Source organism: Bradyrhizobium sp. SZCCHNS1050 (assembly GCF_032484785.1).
Taxonomy (GTDB): domain Bacteria; phylum Pseudomonadota; class Alphaproteobacteria; order Rhizobiales; family Xanthobacteraceae; genus Bradyrhizobium.
Genome location: NZ_JAUETR010000001.1, coordinates 1,379,612 through 1,400,770 on the forward strand (window position 1 = coordinate 1,379,612; position 21,159 = coordinate 1,400,770).

Here is a 21,159-nt window from a genome sequence, read left to right on the forward strand (position 1 = left end):
AAACGACGGAACTGAAGAATGGTCGAACACAAGTATCAGGGAGCGTCGCGCCGCTTGTGGATCTCAGCCGCGATCGGCGCCCTCATGCTGCACGGTGGCGGCGCCGCGCTCGCGGTCGTCCATCTCAGCGGCAATGACGCGGACGGCGGTCTCGGCGCGGCCGGCGCCGAATTCGCGCTCGAGATCGCCTCGCCCCAGGTCGAGGACAACGATCTTCCGCCGGGTCCCGACAGCGACGCGGCCGAAGCTGCGCCGGAGCAGATGCAGCAGACCGCCGAAGTCAAGGAGTCCGACGCCGTCAAGGACAAGCCGACCGAGACAGAGGAGGAGGCCGATCGGGTCGTCACGCAGAACGATCCCAAGAAGCCGGAGAAGGAGGAACAGCAGCAGGCAACCCAGCAGGCCGAGGCGTCGGTCGCATCTGCTGCGCAGGAAGAATCGGCCCGCAAGGCGCTGGACGAGGCCGCGCCGCCGGCCGAGACAGCCAAGGCCCCCAATCCGGGAATGGGCAAGGACAAGCAGAAGCTGACCAACGATTGGGGCCGAAAGATCAGCGCCTATTTCGAGCTGCACAAGCGCTATCCGGAAGGCAAGAAGCACAATGGCACGGTCAAGGTGGCGCTGGTGCTGAGCCGGGCCGGCAAGGTGGTGTCTGCGTCCGTCATGCAGTCGTCCGGCGACTCGATGTTCGACGATGCCGCGCTGGCGATGATCCGCCGCTCCGACCCTGTGCCTGCGCCGCCGTCCGGACTGACGGACGATCAGTTCAGCTTCAGCCTCGACGTGAACTTCAACCAGAAGAAGTAGACCGTGCGTCGTTCGACGCGTGTATCTTGAAGACTTGGCAGCGTTCGCAATGGCGCGAGCGCTGCTTTTTGCGTCTGCTGGGCCTAGGTCGCGCGGACGAAGGAACGCGAGACCTTTCCGTATCCGGCCGGAATTCCCGCGAGACGACCTTTTCCAAAGTCTCCTCTCATATTCGGAGATGGGTATCCTCGCTGTCATCGTCCGAGGCGGACGATCCAGTACGCCGTGACGTTTCGGTTCGGCATCTGCCGCCACGGAAGTACTGGATGCCCCGCTTTCGCGAGGCACGACAGCGTTGGAGACTGCGGGGGGCTCAGCCCACCACGCGTGCCGATTGGATGGAAACGTTCGTCTAGTACTGTACCCGCGCGCCGACCTGCACCACGGTCGCCGACAGATTGTTTTCGCGGAAGTTGGAGCGCGTCTCCTCGCGCCGGACGCTGGCCCTGAGCTGCAGCAGGCGTGAGAACTTGTAGAGCATGCCGAGCTCGACCAGATAGCGGTTGTCGACCCGCGTCGTACCGGTGAACGCGTCCTCGCCATAGCCGGCGAGGAACGTGCCGACGAGCCAGGGCTCGAACTGATGCTCGATGCCGACGGTGACGTCGCGCTTGAGCACGCCGGAAATGCCGGGCTCGGTGATCTCCACCACCTGCGACTTGGCCCCCAGCGCGATCGCCGTCTCCTTGGCGAACTGCCATGTCAGATTGGCGTCGGCAATGAGACCGTTGACCGGCTTGAGCATCGGATCCTGATAGCGGCGCGTCAGATAGCCGACGGCGACGTCGCCTGTCAGCTTGTCGGCGTAGTTGAAGGTCACGCCGGCCTCGACCGCCGTCCCGGTGGAGTCGCGGCGGAAGCCTTCGGCATCGACCGCGATGTCGTGAACGCGGCGATCGACGGCGACGTCGACGAAGGGACGGATCTCCGGCGTCAGATTGTAGGTGATGCGGCTCTGCGAGCCGTATTGGACGAAGTTGCGATCGGCATTGCTGACGATCTGGCCGTCGACGAGCGGCGCGTTCTGGAACGCGACGCGGTCGATGGCGGCCTTGGTCGAGACCTCGACCTCCTCGAACCGCTTGGTGACGCCCGCCGAGCCGCCGACGGTGGAGGCGAGCGGAATCCTGGCGAACCGGCCGGCGAAGCGCGGCGTGCCGGGATCATCGGCATCGACGGCAACGTGGCCCTCGCCGTTGAGCGCAAACGTATCGGTGATGTCGTAGCGCCCATTCACCTTGGCGTCGACGGTAGGCCTGCTGAGCTGCCGGAGCTTCGCATAGTCGATGTAGCCGACGCGCACATCGGCGTTGAGCAGATGCCGCTCGAACTGAGAGCGCACGAGCAGGACCGGCGCAACGCTGACGAAGGCCGAGCCCTTGCCTTGCGGCACACGGCCGGGATTGCTGTCGAAGCCTGAGGACATTTCGAACGCAGGCTTCAGGATGAAGTTTCCCACCGTGATGCCCTTGGGCTCATAGGGGTCTTCCGCCATCATCGGCGGCTGCGGCTGCTCCTGCGGCTTCTGCCCCTTGTTCACCGGCGGCAGCCGCATCTTGGGCTTGTCCGCCAGAACGGGCGGAATCGGCTGCGCATCCTGTCGCGGAATCGGCGGCAGGTTGCGCGGCAGCACGCCACGCGTGGCCGGCGGCGGACTGACGGCGAACGCCAGCGCGTCCAGGCAGCGATTGGGCACGTTCGTGACCGACAGCCGGCCCGGCGTCGACAGGCAGCCGCCGACCAGGAGGCCGGCGGACGGTGCACCGAAAAAGCCGTTTCGAACCGGAGCCAGACGCGGCGCCGGCTCGCGGCGCGCGGCCTGCGGGAGCGCGCCCGCGCCCGCATCGATCGGAGACCGCGGCCGCGGCGGTGGAGCCTCGTCCACCTGCGTGGCCGCCTTCGGCTCCGGCTCGACCCCGCCCGGCGAAACGATCACCTGCGGAATGACCAGCGGTCCATTGCTGTTCGCCGGCCTCACCGGCTGGCGGCGGCGATTGGGTACGACCACCACCGGTCCGGCGTCGGTGGTCCCCGGATCTGCATAGGCCCTGACCTGGCTCCCCGGCGTGACGGTCTGACCGTAGGACGGCGCGACTCCGAACAGCGTCACGAGCAGCACGGTGATCGCAACCGTCTCCTCCTGGCACCGTGAGACGTCGCGACCGATGCCACGTCTGGAAGCGACCGTCTCTCGTGCTGCCCGTTCCAAAGAGCCTCGTCTCCGTCGAGTTCGGCAACCTGCGAAGCGCGGCGCCCGCGGCGTGACGCATCCCGGCATCACGGCGTCGAAGGTCGGATCACTCGATGATCAGCGCGCCCTTGTTGCCCTGATGGAAGTCGTCGAAGAATTCGTAGCGTCCCGGCTTCTGCGCCTTGACCTTCACGACGCCTTCCATGTTGGGCTTGATCACCGTCTCGAACTCCAGGGGCTCGCTCTCGAACTCGACCGGCGCGCCATCCAGATTCTTGACCTTGAACACGATCGGCGTGTTGGCCGGCGCCTTCATCTCCGCCGGCTGAAACTTGTTGTCCTTGACCGATATCTCGATGGTCGTCTCAGCCGCCCCTGCCGGCAGCGCGAACGCCGCGATCAACAGCACGGCGGCTCCTGCTGCCTGTACCTTCCCAAAGAGATTCATGCTGTATGTCCCTGTCCCGAATTCACCCGAATGTGCCGAACGTCTTCCAGCGCTCGCCTGTTTCGACGAGTCTTCGACACTTCATAGAACGACTATAAAGTCCCGAATGCGGCAATTTGCCGTGTCGAAATTTGACAACATCTGTGTGTGCGACAAAGCGCGCGAATTTATTAGTTGTACGGCGTCAAGTCGCCGCGCAAACGCGCGGGCTCGAGCATCGCCGATGCACAGCGCCGAATGACAACGACGAAAATCAGCGGTCACTGCGGTCGGTAGCAGCACAATCGCCTTAGTTCGCATCTGTGCTGATATGAGACACGACAGGTCATGCAGCGCCGTCGCGCGCCGCGAACCACACGAGACTCACGATCGACCGCCTACGCTGCGCACAGCACATGCATGATCCTCATGCGCCCGCTCATCGAGACGAGTGCGAGCGAGATGCACGAAGGGACACGCTCGTGCTGGTCTCACGCGGCATGGACCGCAATATGCGTGTGCGCCCATCCAGCTCGAGCCGTGCGCGGACAAGCCTTGCGCGCACTAGAAATGAAATCAGGCGCGGGCCTGCACGCACATATCGCCGGCGAGCGCACACGACCGATGCCCGCCGTCTCACCTGCCGACCCCCAGCCGCCTGTCGTGAATGCTGAGGGATCGCGGCATACGCGCAGGCTTCGCGGTGCCGGGGGCCGGATTCACGCGCAGGGGCGGCAGATCGGGTACAACGGATACGTGCTCCTCGTCCGCCATCGGCTCGGGCTCCGGGCTCTGGCGTGCGACGCTGCGCGCCACCGCAGGCGCGGCGCGCATGATGCCAGGCACGCGCTTGCGTCCCGTCACCATCGCGCGCATCAAATTCTCCCGCTGCAGCACGCTCATCCACACCGTGCCGAGCACATGCACGGCGATCAGGGCGATGATGGCATTGGACGACAGCGCATGCGCCTGCTCGATCCAGCCGACGCCGAAGAACCGGATCGAGACCTGCATGACGCCGCTGATGGTCGAGACGATCAGAAGCGCAAGCATCACGACCAGCATCGCGGCCCCTGCCGGGTTCAGGCCCAGATAGCGTCCCGTCTCTCCGCGCAACATGCCCACGATGTACTGAGGCGCCGCCCGCAGCTTGAGGCTGATCCGCGCAAACAGCGAATGACGGCTGCCGATCAGTCCCCAGATCAGCCTGAAGGCGAGAAGACCGATGACGGCATAGCCCGCCAGGCGATGCAGGCGATCGAACGTGTTGGGCGTGACGCAGGCGACGAGCACGAAGGCCGCGAGCGACCAGTGCCAGACGCGCAGCGGAAAATCCCAGACCACTACGGTCCCCGAACCCGAGTTCGCCGGCGTCTCGGAGAAGACGCTCCGCTGTGCCTGGCCTGCGTCACGCATGACCATCAGATCACTTCGCCTTGGTGTGCTTCAGCGCGAGGTCTTCGGGGCTGTAGAACAGCTCATAGAGCTTACCGCCCTTAACGCCGTAGACCTCGTAGCAGGTGCCCTCGATCTTGGTCTGTCGAACCTCGTAGCCCGCGGCCTTCGCCTTTGCCTCGGCCTCGGCGGTGGTCTTCCACGACGCCTTGTCGAGCTTGGTGCAATCCTTGTAGCCGTCGGCGAGCGCTGCGGAGCCCGACGCCAGACCCGCCGCCAAGACCACGCCCATCAGCTTGATGACCTTCATAATCAAATCCCTCCTCGAAGACTGCGCCATCGGCGCCAACAGCGCTCGATGCGCAGGCTACAAAGGGGAGGAGATTTCAACGAAACTTGGACATCATCAGCCGCGGCGGATGGCCTCGATCACGCAGGCGCGGCTCGAAACGTTCCGCATCCGGCCGCAATGTCGCTGAGATGCGAACTCACATGCGGTCCCGTCAGGATTGAACCGTGTCGGCAGGCTGCTGATCTTTTCAGGACTCGACAACGCGCGCGGTTCCCCGCGCATTGCAACTGATATTGATTCGCAGGGATGTAGCAGCATCATCGCGAGGCGCATGCGCTTTGCTCCCGCACAAGGCGTGGCCGGCGCTGTGTGCGGGACCACACTCCTGCCCGATTGCCGCTGTGACCATGGTGAGGCGAGAAAGGAACCGACAGCTACAAGGCTGCGACCTTAAGCCTCAGAATTTTTTTTTGAGCGTCGCCATCGTTCGCACGACCGGATCGAGATCGATGGTGGATGATGACGATGCGGCTGCTTGCGCACGCATCGTCCGGCCGTCAAACGCACATCCGTGCGGACAACGGCGCAGCCATCCTGATCCTGGGCGCGGGCGATGCCCTTGCCGACACGGACTGCCGACCAGGATGGCGAGTCGCTGCAGGAAAACGACGTGTCAGATGCCTCGGCAACGACGTCCCCTTTTGCGTCGGGATCTGCCATGGACGCGCGCCAGGACGAGCGGCCATTTGCCGGGTGAGGTGCGCTTGCGCCGCCCAGTGCGGCGCATGCCTCGCGAGCCCTGGCGCGGATTTCGACATGCGTCATTCCATCGCTGCGGCAGGGGCAGGATGATGATGGATCGTCCTTGCCGCCATCGCGCGACAAGCGCCGCCCTCAGCGATGGATCCTCGAGGAGCGAGCGAGCTTGCGTCCCACGGTCGCGCGCAAGGCGACGCGCATCACGCGCCCGGCCGTCGGGAATGGAAGGCTCGTCACTTCGTTCCGGAGAAGACGCGGCTGATGAAGTCGGAGCTCTCGGGCGACTTCGTCATCTCCGGCGACGGCTCGGGCTGGGCCGGCGGCTCGGTTGGTACGGATCGGATCTGCGGTCGGCTTCGGACGGTGACGCTGCGCGTCGCGCGCGCCTCCTGCTCGCCTCCGTTCGGCTTGCTCACCGTGATCATGATCTTCTCGGAGATCACGGGCGGATCGAAGTTGAGATGCCTGGTGTCGCCCAGCACGAGCTGCAGCGTGTGCTTGCCGGGCGACAATTCGATCCGCGCCTCCGTCTCCCCCGCTGCGTAATGAACGTGTTTCTTGTCGCGCGGAATCTCCTCGCCGGCCTGCATCGTCTCGTCGACGTCGACCAGAAGATGATGATGGCCACTGCCGGCGAAATCGTCGCCCGCATGGGTAACGCCCATGTTGCGCAGTCCGAAGCGAGCGATGAAGGGCCCGGTCACCGTCTCCCCGTCCGCAGGAGAGATGAAATAGACGCGGGCATCCTTCGCAGCCTTCGTCCCCTTGGCCGGCGCCAATGACGGCGCGAGCACGAGCGATGCGGTCAGGATGAGGCAGAGTCGCGCAGACCTCGGCAGCATGCAAATCCCCTATGGTGAGAGCGCGATGCGGAAACCCAGGGTCGGATGCCGGATGCGGCCGTCATAGCGGTCGCGGCTGCCGGCCCGCGCATCGGCGGCGCCGTTCTTCCACGATCCCGAGCGGATGACACGGGCATAGCTACCTTCCTCGAGCCAGGCCGATCCATCCGCCGGCGCGCCCTTGTAGTTCTTGTGCCAGCTGTCGGCGACCCACTGGCCGACGCCGCCGCCCATGTCGAACAGGCCGTAAGGATTGGCCTGGACGCTGCCGATCTTCGGCGGCTGGTCGGTCTCGGCGTCGCCCGTGCCGTTGCAGCCCTTGCAACTGGCCATGCCGGGGCGCATGCGATCGCCCCACCAATAGCGGGTGCGCTGGCCGCCGCGCGCGGCATATTCCCACTCGGCCTCGGTCGGCAGCCGGAACGACTTGCCGGTCGCCTTCGACAGCCAGGCGAGATAGGCCTGCGTGTCGTCGTAGCTCAGGTTGGTGACCGGACGATCATCCGCACCGGCCGCGATGTCGGCGCAGCTTGCCGCGGCGACACACTGCTTCCACTCGCCGATCGTCACGGGATGCTTGCCGAGCGAGAACGGTCGCACGCTGACCTGATGCGCCGGCTGCTCGGACTCGTCGTCGCCGCCCATCGCAAAACTGCCACCGGCGATCGCAACCAGCTCAGGCAAGCGTAGCTTCGGCCCGGCTTCCGGCGCCGGCGCGGGCCGCGGAATGGCTGCCGCGTCGGATGATCGCGCCAGCGTCGCCTCGAGTGCCGGAGCATCCTGGCGCGGCGCGATGAAGGCGCTGGACGGCGATCGCGCGGCGTCCTGGCGCGCGCCGGCGGCTTCCAGCAGGATCCGGCGCGGCGGAGGCAGCGGCGCGGCGGACTGCGCCTCCTGCTGCGAGCTCGACGATCCGGCCGACCCAGGCGGCGCCTGAATCAGCAGCCTGATCTCGCGTAGCGGCAACAGCACGCCGCCGAGGAAGACGATGCCGAGGACCACGACGCCGAGCGCTCCGCGGATCAGCTTCTTGCGCGCACCTGCCGCCGGTGCGAACACGGCCTTCAGCCGGCCGCCCTCACCCGCCTCCTCCTGATCACCGTCGCTGCCGTCGTCCCATCTGTCTGGAAGGGACGCCGCCGGCGCGGGTGACGGGCGCACCGGAGAGACTGGTGCAGGTTCTCGTCGAGCCGCACTCTCCGGCTCTGCGATCTCCCATTCGGCATCGAGCGACTGCTCGAGCGCGCCGCACATCATCAGCAACAGCCCGCCTTCGCTCTTGCCGGTCCAGCGCTCCTGCACCTCGGGACACTCGACCTGATCCTCGACGCGCAGGAAGCTCGGCGGACGCATCGGGCTGAGCGAGACCTGCACCGTGCGGCCGCAGCGCCGGCAGGCCACCGCGCGGGAATCCTCCGGCAGCGCATCCTCGGCGAGCTTGGGAGCCCGCAGCCATTGCAACGCTGAACTCTCGCTCATGCTGTCCTCGCTCGTGATGCCCGCCAACCCCGTCACTGACCCCAGCTGGCGAACACGTCCTTGAACACGCGGTCGCCGTCGGATCCCTTCTCGATCGACAGCAGCGCCCGGTTGCCGCCCTCGTAGACGATCGGAATGTCGAACCACTGCTTGCCCTTGAGAAGCATCAGGTTGCGCTTGGTATCGACCTCGTTGGCCGACAGCGCGACCATGAAGTATTTCGGTGTCACCCGGGCGGTCTGGGTCACCAGCGCCGTCCCGCGCTCGGCCTCCTCGCCCTTGAGGCCGATGCCCCTCAGGCTGGTCAGGCCGCTGACCGACTGATCCGGCCAGTCGAACTTGAGCTCCATGATGTGACTCGCCGGCATCTCCATGTCGGCGTTCCGCCGCAGCGAGATCGTGGCCTTGGTGCCGTTCTCGATCTCGATCTCACCCTTGATCGCCGGCGCCGTATCGAGTCGCGGCCCCTTGGTCTGCTCGATCGACCAGGTGACCTTGCCAGGATAACGCTTGCCCTTCGGATCCTGCGGATCCTCATGATAGAGGAACGCCTGCGCCGGCGTGCTGACCGGCACGCTCATGCCGACCGTGGCATGCTCCTCGGCCGCGGCGACAACCACCGGCTTGGCCTCAACCACCGGCTTGGCCTCGGGCGTGATCCGCTCTGCACTGACCTTATGGGCGCCCGGTTCGCTCGGCAGAGCCGACGCTGCCGTCGCACCGCTCAGGGACAGCTGGATCCATTCCGACGCGCGCTCCCAGGACACCGCCGCACCGACGACTGCCAGCAATCCGGCCGCGGCAAACGCCATCACCCGCCGGCTCGGCCGACGGCGGTGTGGTGCCGCGGCGTTCTCCGTCGCCTTGAACGCCATCGCGACGAGGGAGGGATGAATCTTGATCTCGGTCGCCGGCGCTGCAGAAGTCGCAGCAGAGGCTGTAGCCGCAGCAGCGGCAGCGGGCTCAGTGGTGGCAGAAGCCGCTGCCGCAGCGGGTGTCGCAACGACGGCAGGCTTCACGGGCTCTGCCGGCGCGGCGCCCGTGGACTCCGCCTCGATCTCCGCTGTGACCACCTTTTTTTCGGCAGGGCGCTGCGGCACCGCAGCCCGATCGGCGACGATGACCGGCGCTTCAGTGACGGCGGCCGCGCTCGGCTGGGTCGGCTCGACCGTGGCCGGCTGCGCGACGGTCGGCAGCTCAGGCGGAGCCGCAGTCACAACCGGCGCCACGATGTCCGCGGCCGGCTGGCGCGGCGGACGCCGGCGCAGCACGCGAATCTCCGGCGCGGGCTTGGGCGCAGCCACGCGGCTCTCGGCACGCTGCGCTATCGCGGGCGCGCCGGCGGCAGCCGTGACGATGTCCGTCCCCGAGCGGCGAGCCATCGACAGATATTTCGCGACGGTGGCGATCTCCTCTTCGAGCGAGTGCGTCGTGAAGACCTGCCGTGGCTGCGGCCGCTGCTTCGGCGCGGGCGCTGCCGCGCGGGCCGGCCGCGGCAGCTCGGCGGCTGGTGCATCGGCCGGTCTGGACGTATCGGCGGGCAGCAGCGAAGCTGTGACCGAGGCTGCCTCGACGCCGGCAGGGCGCGCGCGCAGCTCGATCATGCGATCGGGAAACAGGATCGCGGCGAGATCGCGCAGCGAGGCACCCGGCATCAGCAGCCGCCGCAGCGCTGGTGGAACGCGGCGCAGCGTGTTCGTCTCGGTGCGTTTGACAACAGGATCGTTGCGGCCGGCTTCGACCAAGGCTCCGTCGTCGTGACGCTCGTCGCTGATCAGAACCTTGCGGGCCCGCAGCATCGCCGTCAGTTCGCGCAGATCGGAGCGCGAGGCGTGGTCGACGACCAGAAGATCGAAGGTGCCGATCCGGGCCGGCAGCAACTCGGCGACACGCCAGGCCGGCATCACGTGACAGGGAATCTCCTCGAGCCAGCCGTCGAGAGACCTGCGCGCAGCAAGCCGAAGTCGGCGTGCGGTCGGACCGGAGCAGGCCGACGCCATCTTCTGCATCGAGTCCCTGAACCGCCTCACCGCTTGCCTGACGGCGACGCCCGCATTCTGCGCGATGCCCAGCGACATGCGGGCGCCGATCACCGCTTCGAACAGGGCCAGCGACCGCGTCTCCAGCCGCGCGCGCTGAGCCGCGAGGTCATGCAGCAGCTGCCGCTCCTCCGGACTTTCGATCCGCATCAGCACGGCCCAATTCCAGGCCGCCACCCATTCCGCGAGCGTCGCCGCATCCTTCGCCTCGCCCGCGCCCGGCGCGGACCGCAGCCGCTGTGCCAGACTCGGCGCGCCCGCTGCAGTCACCATCCGGCAGGCGGTCCTGACGAGTTCGTAGTCCGGGCTGGCCTCGCGGATCTTCTCCATGGTCGCGAGAATGCCTGTCCACCGCGTTTCGAGCTCCTGCGGCTCCGTCTCGGCGTCACCGACCCGCGACAGCACGTTCTCCTGAACGGAGACAGCGAGTTCTCCCGCCCGGGCGAACAATTCGCCGAGGCGAGCGAGTTCGATCAGCGGTCCCGATACGCGCGTCATGACGGTCCGAATCGCCGCGCCGAACGCGGCCAGCCGCTGTGCATCGGCCAGCATCGCCCTGACGTCGCCGTCCGGCACCGACAGCTTGGAGCAGGCATCGGCCACGCTGCGGACGGCGAGCGCGGCCGTCACGATGGCGGCCTCGACGCTCTTGACGATGTGCTCGAGGTCATCGAACGCCCGCGCCGATTCCAATTGAAGCGCGGGTGCACCGATCTGCGTTGCGATCGACGTCCAGCGCGCGCGCAACGCATGCAGGTCGTGGCGCCACAGCAGGAAGCGCCCGACATATTGCCAGTCCGCCGGCTTCGACGGCGAGGCACCGTCCACCGTGATCGCTTCGACGGCGGCCTTCAGCGCGCGGCGCGAGGGCGAGAACCGCGCGAACGGCTTCTCGCCGGCCGCAAGCCGCTCGACCACGCGGATCGCGTCCTTCCTGGTGAACGCCTCGACCGGCGCCTGCACCTGGCGCCTCGCGAATTCGGCACTCCGCGACAGCTGGAACGACGCATCACGCGCCCACCCCACGACCTTGTCGAGACCTGCGGGAGCGTCAGCCTTTGCGGCGCCGAGCGGCGACAGCCGTGCAAGCCAGGTCTCCTCGGCAATGGCGCGATGGCCAGCCACCAGCGCATCGAGATCGGCCGCCAGGCGGTTGGTTGCGTCGAGCCCGAAGGTCGCGATGGCGTCGAGCGCGAGATCCTCGTCGCGGCCAGCGTCCGACGTCAGGCCTGCCTGGTGCTGCAGCTCCGCGTGCAGACGCAGGATAGCGGCGGTGTCGGGAAGCGCCGCGAGCTCCGGCAACTCGACATCGATGTGCTTGAGATCAGCGGCAAGCCGCAGCCGCGCCTCGCGTGCCTTGTCGACCGCCGTCACGAGCGGGTCGGTGGCTGCGAGCAGGTGCTTCGGCCGGTCGGTGAACCAGGCATGCGCGTCCTGCTCGCCGACCAGCGCCTTGAACAAATCGAACGGCAGCTCCGGCAAGCCGCCGGCGAGCCGCAGGTTACGCCGGACGATCTCGGCGATCTCGTCGTCGAGCGATGCGATCTGCGTGCGCTTCGAGATGATGTCGCGTTCGAGCCGGCCGATCTGACCGACCTGATCGCGCAGATTTGGCGTGTCCAGGATCGATTGCAGCCGGCCCGCCAGGGCTTCGGCCTTCCTGAGCACGTCCTTGTCGGAGCCGGTCGAGCTGACGGTCAGCTCGCGAATGGCCGGCGGCAGCTTCTGATGCAGCAGCGAAAGTGCAGCCTCGTCCCTGGACACGACGAGGACGCGCGAGCCGAGCGCGAGGTGATGGCAGACGACGTTGACGAGCGCCGTGATCCGATCGTCGCGTTCGACAGACTGGACCATCAGGCCATCCGACCGCGACAGTTCGCGTACGACCTCGACATCCTCCGCGACAGCCGGCAGCGGGAAGAACAGATCGCCCTGCTCGACCGCAGCAGGCTTGGGCGCAGGCGCAAGGTCGATCGGGCCGCCGACGATGCCGGACAGGTGCCGGCGCGCATTGGCGTGGCCGCGTCCATCCGGCTGCGAGAGCAGCGCGCTCACGGCTCCCGACAGGCAGCACTCACTCTGCGGCGCATGCTCGATCGCCTTCTTGAGACGGTCGATGTCGCGCAGGGCGAGGCTCTCCGGCCGCCGCCGCGCGGATATGACCCAGCGTCCCGACGTGAGCGCGGCCTCCGAGGCCTCCATGGCCGGCGCATCGTCCGAAGACGCGAATTTGCGCGACGTCTTGTAACCGGATTGCGCGCCTGCGGCGCTCAGGATCTGATCGAGGCCGACCGGCGTGAACGGCGACAGCTCTGCGCGCTGCTCGAGCGCCTCGACCAGGCGATCCGGCTTGTCGCGCACGGCAAGCGCCACGTCCGGCGCCACGGCATCGAGCGCCCTCAAATTGACGGTTGCGCCGACGAAGCGCGGCCGGACCCTGACCTCGGCATCCGGACGCGCAATGATCTCGATCTCGACCGCGCGCTCGAACAGCGGCAACTCGAATTCGCGCCCGCCCTGCCGCCAAGATGACAGCGCGATGCCCCACATGACCTCGATCGCCTGATCGGCGCCGGCCGTGGCCGCCATGTCGCGCAGCCGCTGATGGATCGCCATGGTCCGGCGGCGCATGCGCTCGGTGTCGGCCCAGGCGGTCCATGGCCCGCTGATATAGCGCTCGATCCGCTGCACGAGGTCAGGACGCTGCTCCAGACGCAGCCGTCCGGTCCAGGCGCCCAGCGCCGGGGCGGGCGAAAAATCCTCGGGCCGTGCGTGGCGGGCGAAGGTGAGGCGGTTCTTCTCGATCTCATCGACCGTCACCACGATGCTCTCGTACGGCGATGGACGACGGTCGGGCTCGGACGACGGCTCGACCCAGATCTTGAGATCGTAGTCGATGGCGGGGGGCTGCGTCGCAGCAAGCGCCTCGACGGCGAGCCACACCGGGCCGTCAACATCGAAGGTATTGAGCACCACGCCCGGCAGACCCGCCAGCTCCTCCTGGTCGAGCGCGAAGCCATGATCGTCGGCGAATGGATGATCCGGCTGCCGCTCCGCCGGGGAGCCCTCGGCCCGAATGATCTCGGTCAGACTGCCGAGCACGTCCTGCAACGGCTCGACCACCGATCCCGTGCCGAGCGCTTCGCTCGTCGAGAACGCCCAGGCGTCGGTCGGCGACTGCGGCTCCAGGGCCGCCGCGCCGATAGCACCAAGCAGCCGCATGCCGTGATCGGCTGCACTGCTCTGCGCCTTGCGATCGCCCGCGCCGGCCTCGTTGGGCCGCACATTCACCAGCTGGCTCATCGCACAGATCCTTCTCTGAAGTCGGCCGCGACGTCGGCGGGAGCTCGGCGAGAGGCTGACCGACAAGGATGGCCCTGCGCGTGATCGCGGTGCGCCGGGCGATCGAAGGGTGGGTTCAGAGTGGACAAGCTTGCCTCGCTGCAACGTCGACGGAACTCCCGACTCGTTGCGGAGGGGTATGGCGAAGTGAGGTCACATCAATGACCCGACAGGTAGATGAATGTGACGATTCTCGCCCCTGTCGGGGAATCGGGAAAAAATCCCGGGTCATTCGATGAGGAAAATCGTGCCTAACAAGTTTGTTAGTCTGGGCTTTTTGTGTAGCGCGGCGCGCGTGGCCGGCAACAAGCTTGGGTTGCGGACGAATACGCTGGAATGTGTCTAAGAATACTTCTAACGCTCAAGAAGAAATATCCCGACGCATGCCGAACGCCCGATCTCCACGCCGCAGCGCGGCTGCGGTCCATGTTCGGCCACGAACCCGCCGCGCATGCGGCTCGCTTGCAAGGCAGGCGCCACAAGCATTGGCGACTGCGTGCATTGCGCTGCGCGCTCCCCTCCGCAAGTACCGGGCTCGCATCCGACGGAAACGGCGCTGGCAAGCGATAGCCGGACAGAGCCCGGGGAGTTGCCGGATCCGACGCGACCGTCCTGCAGCGAGCGCTGCTTGAAACACCCTCGAAGCTGAAGTAGCTGTTGTTGTAGAGACATCAACGTCATCCAGACGTTTCCCCGATCGATGGGGCCGGGACCGCATGGTGAGGCAACGGACGAGAGCTGCGGCCGCATGCGGTGCCGTGCTGTTCACGGTGGTTTCCCTGTCGTCGCGCGCGCAGGCGCAGTCTGACGGCGCGGCCGGCCGGGAGCCGGCGACGGTCAAGCTTTCCGCAACGCAACAAAAGCAGATCGGACTCCAGACCGCCGTCCTGGCGGCGGAATCCCATCCCGAACAGTTTCGCGCCTACGGCACGGTGCTGGACGTCGCCAGGTTGACCGACCTGACCAACAACTACGCCAATGCCCAGGCGCAGCTGCAGACGGCGCAAGCGAAACTCGACGTCGCAAGACTCGCATTCGAGCGCGCCCGCGACCTCGTGCAGTCGGCGGCGATGCCGCGCAAGGATGCCGAGGCGGCGGAGGGCACGTTCCGGACCGATCAAGCCAGCCTGGCTGCCGCCGAATCGCAAGTGAAGACCCTGATGGCGACGGCGCGGCAGGAATGGGGCGCGGTCATCGGAAAGGGCATCATCGAGCGTTCGCCGCAGGTCGTGCAATTGATCGAACGCGAGCAGCTGCTGGTGCAGGTCACGCTGCCGCCCGGCGTGACTCTGGCCGGGCCGCCGCGCGGCGCGCTAGCGCAGGCGCCCACCCGCAGCGCCAACATCGATCTCAGCTATTTGTCGGCTGCGCCGCGAACCGATCCGCGCATCCAAGGCGTGAGCTATTACTTCGTCGCCGCCGGCGACAGCGGGCTGCTGCCGGGGATGAACACCACCGCCTACGTGCCCTCGGGCAAGTCGTTCGACGGCGTCTTCGTCGAGGACACCGCGATCGTGCAATGGCAGGGCCGCTCGTGGGTCTATTTGCGCGCCGGTCCCGAGCTCTTCAAGCGCCACCCGATCCGCACCGACCAGCCGGTGTCCGACGACGACTATGTCGTGCAGGACATTCCGTCGGGCTCCGAGATCGTTCTGCGCGGCGCGCAGGTGCTGTTGTCGGAGGAGGCCAAGAGCGAGTTGCGCGGCGGCGGCGACGATGATTGACGGCGTTCGCGGCGCCGCAGCCGGCCCCCAGGCGGCGCTGATCTCGTTTGCCATCCGCTTCCGCGGCATCGTGCTGGGGGTGGCCTGCACCATTCTCGGCTACGGCATCTTCTCGCTAGGCAGCGCCAATTACGCGGTCTTTCCCGAATTCGCGCCGCCGCAGGTCTCGATCCAGACGGAGGCCCCCGGGCTCAGTCCGGAACAGGTCGAGGTGCTGGTCACGCAGCCGATCGAAATCGCGATCAACGGTCTCGCCGGCGTCGAGAGCATGAGGTCGTCGTCGATCCAGGGCCTGTCCGTCATTTCGGTTATCTTCCAGCCCGGCACCGAGGTGTTCCGGGCGCGGCAATTGGTGACCGAGCGACTCGCGGTTGTCGCCGGCAGCCTGCCACAGGGCGTGCGGGCGCCATCGATGACGCCGCTGGTGCCGGCGGCCGGCACCGTGCTGGCGATCGGGCTGACCTCCGATCAGCGCTCGCTGATGGATCTGCGCACCATCGCCGATTGGACCGTGAGCCGGCGGCTGCTGGCCGTCGCGGGCGTCGCGCAGGTCACGACCTATGGCCGGGACATCCGGTCGCTGCAGGTGCAGGTGCGATCCGACGATCTGGTCCGCTTCGGCGTCGGCATGAACGACGTCCTCGCGGCCGCGCGCAAGGCCACCGGCGTGCGCGGCGCCGGCTTCGTCGACACCGCCAATCAACGGGTCATCCTGCAGACGCAGGGCCAGTCGCTGACACCCGAGCAACTGGCGCGCACGGTCCTGCTGCACCAGGGCGGCGCCAGCGTGGTGCTCGGCGACGTCGCGACGGTCGTGAACGCGCCGGAGCCGCCGATCGGGGGCGCGCTGATCAACGGCCGGCCCGGCATCATGATGATGATCAGCCAGCAATTCGGCGCCAACACGCGCAACGTCGCGGCGCGCGTCGAGGCCGCGCTGCGGGAGCTGCGCCCGGCGCTCGACAGCGAGAAGGTCAGGCTGCACGCCGATCTGTTCCGTCCGGCGACCTTCATCGATGCGGCAACGGAGAACGTGCTGTTCGCCCTGCTGATCGGCGGCGCCCTGGTCATCATCGTGCTGTTCGTGTTCCTCTATGACTGGCGCACTTCCGTCATCAGTTGCACCGCGATCCCGCTGTCGCTGCTCTCGGCCGTGCTGGCCCTGCAGTGGATGGGACAGAGCCTGGACACGATGACCCTTGGCGGCCTCGCCATCGCGATCGGCGAGGTGGTCGATGATGCCGTGATCGGCGTCGAGAACGTGGTGCGCCGGCTGCGTGAGAACCGAGGCCTGCCGTCGCCGCGCAGCGAAGCGCGTGTCGTCTACGATGCCATGCTCGAGGTGCGCGGCGCGGTCGCCTATGCGACCTTCGCCGTGCTGCTGGTGTTCGTGCCGATCCTTGCGCTGCCGGGCCTCGCTGGCCGGCTGTTCGGTCCGCTCGGCATCGCCTACATCCTCGCCGTGGTGGCCTCGCTCGTCGTCGCGCTGACGGTCACACCGGCGCTGTCGATGCTGCTGCTGGCCGGCCGGAAGCCGCGCGAGGAACGCGAGCCGCCACTGGTGCGCTGGTCGCGCGGCTCCTACGAGACGCTGTTGCGGCGGCTCGGCCGGTTTCCCAAATCCGTCATGTTGACGGCCGTGCTGGTGACCGCCGGCGGCGCAAGCCTGGTTCCGTTCTTCGGCGGCACCTTCCTGCCCGACCTGAAGGAAGGTCACCTGATCCTCCACGTCTCGACGCTGCCGGGGACCTCACTCGACGAATCGCTGCGGCTGGGCACGCTGATCGCCGAGGCCCTGCAGGGCGTGCCGGAGGTCCGCAGCGTGGCGCAGCATGCCGGCCGCGCCGAAGCCGGCGTCGATACCGCGGGCACGCATTCGAGCGAGATCGAGGTCGACCTGAAGCCGGGGCTATCCGGCGAACAGCAGGAACTGGCGCAGCAGCGCATCCGCGCCGCGCTCGCCAATTTCGCCGGCATCAACCTGTCGATCAAGACCTACCTGACCGAGCGCATCGAGGAAACGCTGTCCGGCTTCAACGCCGCCGTGGTCATCAACGTGTTCGGCCCCGATCTCGACGATCTCGAGCGTGCGGCGCGCGACATCGCGCGCGAGCTCGGCGAGGTCTGGGGCGCGATCGACATCCAGCAGCAGTCGCCGCCCGGCATGCCGCAGGTCAACGTGACCCTGCGCCCGACCGATCTGCAATCCTGGGGCCTGGACGCGGTCGAGGTGCTGGAATTGATCCGCACCGCCTATCAGGGCGACGTGGTCGGCCAGGCCTATGAAGGCAACGTCGTCTTCAACGTCATCGTCAAGCTCGATCCCGATGCGACCGCACGCCCGACCGAGATCGGCAACATGCCGATCCGGACGCCGAGCGGCGCCTACATCCTCCTGAAGCAGGTCGCGGACGTCTACGGCACCGCGGGGCGCTACGTCGTGCTTCATCGCAATGGGCAGCGCGTTCAGACCGTCACCGCCAATGTGGCCGAGCGCGACCTCGAATCCTTCGTGGCCGCGGCCAAACGGAAGATCGCCAAGGAGGTCAAGCTGCCGCCGGGCGCGCATGTCGAGTTCACCGGCGCGGCCGAGGCGCAGGCCAAGTCGCGCCGCGACCTCTTGGTGAACTCGCTGCTGGCGACGATCGGCATCGTGCTGCTGCTGTCCTTCGTCACCGGGCACTGGCGCAACCTGGTGCTGGTGCTGATCAACCTGCCGTTCGCCTTCGTCGGCGGCGTCATCGCCGTCGCATTGACCGGCGGCGTGCTGTCGCTGGGCTCGATGGTGGGCTTCGTGACGCTGTTCGGGATCGCGCTGCGCAACTCGATCCTGATGATCTCGCATTACGAGCATCTGGTCGTCGTCGAAGGCCGCGCCTGGACTCTGGAGACCGCGATCGCCGGCGCCGCCGACCGCCTGGTGCCGATCCTGATGACCTCGCTGGTGACCGGCCTCGGCCTGCTGCCGCTCGCCCTCGGCGCCGGCGAGCCGGGCCGCGAGATCGAGGGACCGATGGCCGTGGTCATCCTGGGCGGACTCCTGACCTCGATGGCCCTTAACCTGCTGGTGCTGCCGACCCTGGCGCTGCGCTTCGGCCGGTTTGCGCGCGGCGTGCACGCCCGCGGAAATGTCGCGGCGAGCTGATCTTGGGCGTGAGACGTCCGCGACGTTCGCCGCACGTGGCTGCTCGACGCTTCACCGTGCGGGCCGGATGAAGGAGATTAAATTCCGACCCGTGTTGACGAGCTTGCCACTGGTCAACTGCAGACCTTCGCGACCGAATTCCCGGCGTCCGCATTCAGCTGATTCCGTTGAAAAAGTCGGCAGTAGTTTCGTCGTGAACGCCATCTGTTTCGAGGACGAATTGGCGCGTTGTGGTTCACGCGGGCGTCAGCGCGGGCATCGGGATCAGCTTGGCCATCTTACGAAGGTTCTGAGCGGCTGCAGCGAGGGTGAACTCGTCGCGTGCGCCGTTCGGCCCTCTTAGTCGCAGCCGATCTAGCTTGAGGATGCGCTTGAGATGCGCGAACAGCATCTCAATCTTCTTGCGGAGCCGGCGTGAAGTGCGGCCTTCCCATGAGCTTGCGATCTCGCGTGCCATGTCGCGAGCGCCCTCGTAGATCGAGCGCGGCACTTTTCGAGCCGGGGTGTTGGGGCAACACCTGCTTCTTAGAGAGCATGCTTGACAATCGCGCTTGCTCGCACGGTAGAGGACCGTCGTGTCGTTGTTCACCAGCGTCCCTGTAGTGGTGAGGGGGTTGCCAGCGGGGCAGCGATAGACGTCCCTGGTATGGTCGTAGGTGAAGGCCTCACGCGAGAAGGTCCCGTCGGTGCGGGCCGACTTGTCGAAGACGGTCACGTGCGGCTCGATCCCGTGCTCGTAGACCAGCCACCCGAGCATCTCAGCGGAGCCATAGGCGCTGTCGCCGAGAAGCCGGCTTGGATAAAGATCGAACCTTTCGATTGAACGCTCAATCATGCGCTTGGCGGCCAATACTTCTGCCTGGCGGATCGCCGTGGTCGCTTCGACATCGACGATGATCGCATTCTCGACGTCGACCAGATAGTTCGTCGAGTAGGCGAAGAAGGCTTGGCCGCCGTGCGCTCCCGTCCAGCGCGCCGCCGGGTCGGAGGGCGATACAAACTTGGGCGTGACCTCCGTCGCGGCACCGAACGCGGCATCATCAAGAACGGCAAGATACTCGTCGATCGCTCGACCCGCAGCCTCCGGCGGAAGCCTCTTATCGCCTTCGATTCCCTTCTGCCGATTGGCATCCGCCTTGATCAGGCTCGCGTCGACTGCGAACCCTTCGCCGCCGATCAGGCGCTCCCGGATGCAGCGGCGCAAGACGGTCTCGAACACGCGACGGAAGAGATCGCTCTCACGGAAGCGGCCGTGCCTGTTCTTCGAGAACGTCGAGTGATCGGGGACGCCTCCATCTAGACCCAGCCGGCAAAACCAGCGGTATGCCAGATTGAGATGGACTTCATCGCAGAGGCGCCGTTCCGATCGGATGCCGAAGCAATAGCCGATCAAGAGCATCCTGATCATCAGCTCCGGATCGATCGAGGGCCGCCCGATGTTGCTGTAGAACGGCGCCAGCTCCCGCCGTAAGTCCTCAAGGTCGACGAACCTATCGATCGACCGCACGAGGTGGTCGGCTGGGATGTGCCTTTCCAGCGAGAACTCATAGAACAACGCAGCCTGTTCGACTTGCCGATGCCCCATCATGACCTTCAGTCCTGCCCACTAGACAGACTGAATCACCGATATCTCTGCGTCGCAACTGCTGACTTTTTCAACGAAATCAGCCCATTACGGACACTGAGCAGAATCTTAACCTGCGGTAGCGAGGCGGGCTGTCGCGGGCCTCAGCACGGGCGGTAACGAAGGTCAGCTTCCCGGAAGCTTAGCAAACGCCTCGCGCAACTTCGGACCCGGCCCAACGGTGTATTTAGCGGGGTTTTTCGGATCCCGACGCTCGTCCGGGATGACGACGATCTCCATCATCTCGGGCAATTCCAGATTCTCGTTTGCCCACGTTACCAGCATGTCCTCTCCCAAGGTCAAGAGGTTATGGATAAATGCGTCGAAGTCGGCGCGAATCGAAGACGGCTCGGTCGCGTTCTTGCCATCCTTCACCCGGTGCCAGACTGGCTCGCTGAGCATCAGATCTGGATCGAGACGGAAGTTTTCAATCACAAGCCTGCCGCTGTAGCCGTCTGGATGCTCCACCGCGTTACGCATGGCGATTGCTTCTTCGACGAACGGCGCCGCTTCGACTAACATCTTCGTCCTGGCATCGTCCGGGCCGAAGGTCTCCTTCGCAAATTCGATCAGCGACTTCCCGCCCTTCCGCGCCTTCGAGAACTCGCTCGCCTCGGAGAATGAAGTGCCATAGAGCTTGTTTACCACGTAAAGCACGTCGCGAATGTAATTCTTCGCCTCGTATAGGAAGTTGTGGCAGTCCGCTTCCAGCCGGTCGATCTGCGGAACCTCGACCAGCGCGTTGGGTGTCGCAGGCGGCTTAAACTTTGCAGCCGCTTCCGCGAATGACTTCTTGAACGAGTCTTCGATTTCCCAGCATCGCAGCAATTTCTTCATCAGTGAGTTAAGATAGAGGCTGCCGACCTTGTCTTTGACCTCTTTTGTCACCTTGCACTTCTCCAGAATCTGCAGAGTCTGAAGCGATAGGCGTGCAACAATCGGGTTGTCGACGCCGTGGCTGGCAAATTTCTTAATCTCGAAGGACATGGCGACCTCTGGGAGCGCCATCCTAATACCTTGTAAGACTACCGGCGCAAGGCCGTAGCAGCCCGGGGCGATAGGGATGCAGTGCGGTTGGACGCCTCTCATGGCG

At 66.3% G+C, this 21,159-nt stretch carries 12 protein-coding genes; 3 read left to right on the forward strand and 9 right to left on the reverse strand.

Annotated features, from left to right (window positions below; all coding sequences use genetic code 11):
- Window positions 1-18: 18 nt before the first annotated feature.
- A complete protein-coding gene (locus QX094_RS06380) occupies window positions 19-807 on the forward strand; it encodes a TonB family protein (RefSeq protein ID WP_315753745.1) in 789 nt (262 codons plus the stop codon).
- 352 nt (window positions 808-1,159) lie between these two features.
- On the opposite strand, the gene QX094_RS06385 is transcribed toward QX094_RS06380, so the two are convergent.
- The 7 genes from QX094_RS06385 to QX094_RS06415 form a co-directional block, all read right to left on the reverse strand.
- Window positions 1,160-3,016: an outer membrane beta-barrel protein gene (locus QX094_RS06385; protein ID WP_316187680.1), complete on the reverse strand. Its 1,857-nt coding sequence runs from the start codon at window positions 3,014-3,016 to the stop codon at window positions 1,160-1,162.
- 88 nt (window positions 3,017-3,104) lie between these two features.
- On the reverse strand, window positions 3,105-3,446 hold the full coding sequence (locus QX094_RS06390) for a cupredoxin domain-containing protein (RefSeq protein WP_315716494.1): 342 nt from the start codon (window positions 3,444-3,446) through the stop codon (window positions 3,105-3,107).
- A 615-nt stretch (window positions 3,447-4,061) separates the two neighbouring features.
- Window positions 4,062-4,841 (reverse strand): cytochrome b/b6 domain-containing protein, encoded by a 780-nt coding sequence (locus QX094_RS06395; protein ID WP_316186068.1) that lies wholly within the window; start codon window positions 4,839-4,841, stop codon window positions 4,062-4,064.
- Between the two features lie 10 nt (window positions 4,842-4,851).
- On the reverse strand, window positions 4,852-5,130 hold the full coding sequence (locus tag QX094_RS06400) for a PepSY domain-containing protein (protein WP_315716492.1): 279 nt from the start codon (window positions 5,128-5,130) through the stop codon (window positions 4,852-4,854).
- Window positions 5,131-6,104: 974 nt separating this feature from the next.
- Window positions 6,105-6,713: a DUF4399 domain-containing protein gene (locus QX094_RS06405; RefSeq protein WP_315716490.1), complete on the reverse strand. Its 609-nt coding sequence runs from the start codon at window positions 6,711-6,713 to the stop codon at window positions 6,105-6,107.
- A 9-nt stretch (window positions 6,714-6,722) separates the two neighbouring features.
- Complete coding sequence (locus QX094_RS06410; protein ID WP_316186067.1) at window positions 6,723-8,192, reverse strand: formylglycine-generating enzyme family protein; 1,470 nt, start codon at window positions 8,190-8,192, stop codon at window positions 6,723-6,725.
- A gap of 32 nt (window positions 8,193-8,224) precedes the next feature.
- On the reverse strand, window positions 8,225-13,534 hold the full coding sequence (locus QX094_RS06415) for an AAA family ATPase (RefSeq protein WP_316186066.1): 5,310 nt from the start codon (window positions 13,532-13,534) through the stop codon (window positions 8,225-8,227).
- Between the two features lie 755 nt (window positions 13,535-14,289).
- Between QX094_RS06415 and QX094_RS06420 the strand changes: the two genes are divergently transcribed.
- Both QX094_RS06420 and QX094_RS06425 read left to right on the forward strand, forming a co-directional pair.
- The gene (locus QX094_RS06420) at window positions 14,290-15,297 is read left to right on the forward strand and encodes an efflux RND transporter periplasmic adaptor subunit (protein WP_316186065.1); all 1,008 of its coding nucleotides are present in this window, start codon (window positions 14,290-14,292) and stop codon (window positions 15,295-15,297) included.
- Window positions 15,290-18,442: an efflux RND transporter permease subunit gene (locus QX094_RS06425; protein WP_316187681.1), complete on the forward strand. Its 3,153-nt coding sequence runs from the start codon at window positions 15,290-15,292 to the stop codon at window positions 18,440-18,442. Before QX094_RS06420 ends, QX094_RS06425 begins: the two co-directional genes overlap by 8 nt.
- 235 nt (window positions 18,443-18,677) lie before the next feature.
- On the opposite strand, the gene QX094_RS06430 is transcribed toward QX094_RS06425, so the two are convergent.
- Together QX094_RS06430 and QX094_RS06435 are read right to left on the reverse strand one after the other, a co-directional pair.
- Entirely contained in the window at window positions 18,678-20,030 is a 1,353-nt protein-coding gene (locus tag QX094_RS06430; RefSeq protein WP_316167505.1) for an IS1182 family transposase, read from the reverse strand.
- Between the two features lie 162 nt (window positions 20,031-20,192).
- Window positions 20,193-21,053, reverse strand: coding sequence for a hypothetical protein (locus QX094_RS06435; protein ID WP_316187682.1), 861 nt, complete (start codon window positions 21,051-21,053; stop codon window positions 20,193-20,195).
- Window positions 21,054-21,159 lie beyond the last annotated feature (106 nt).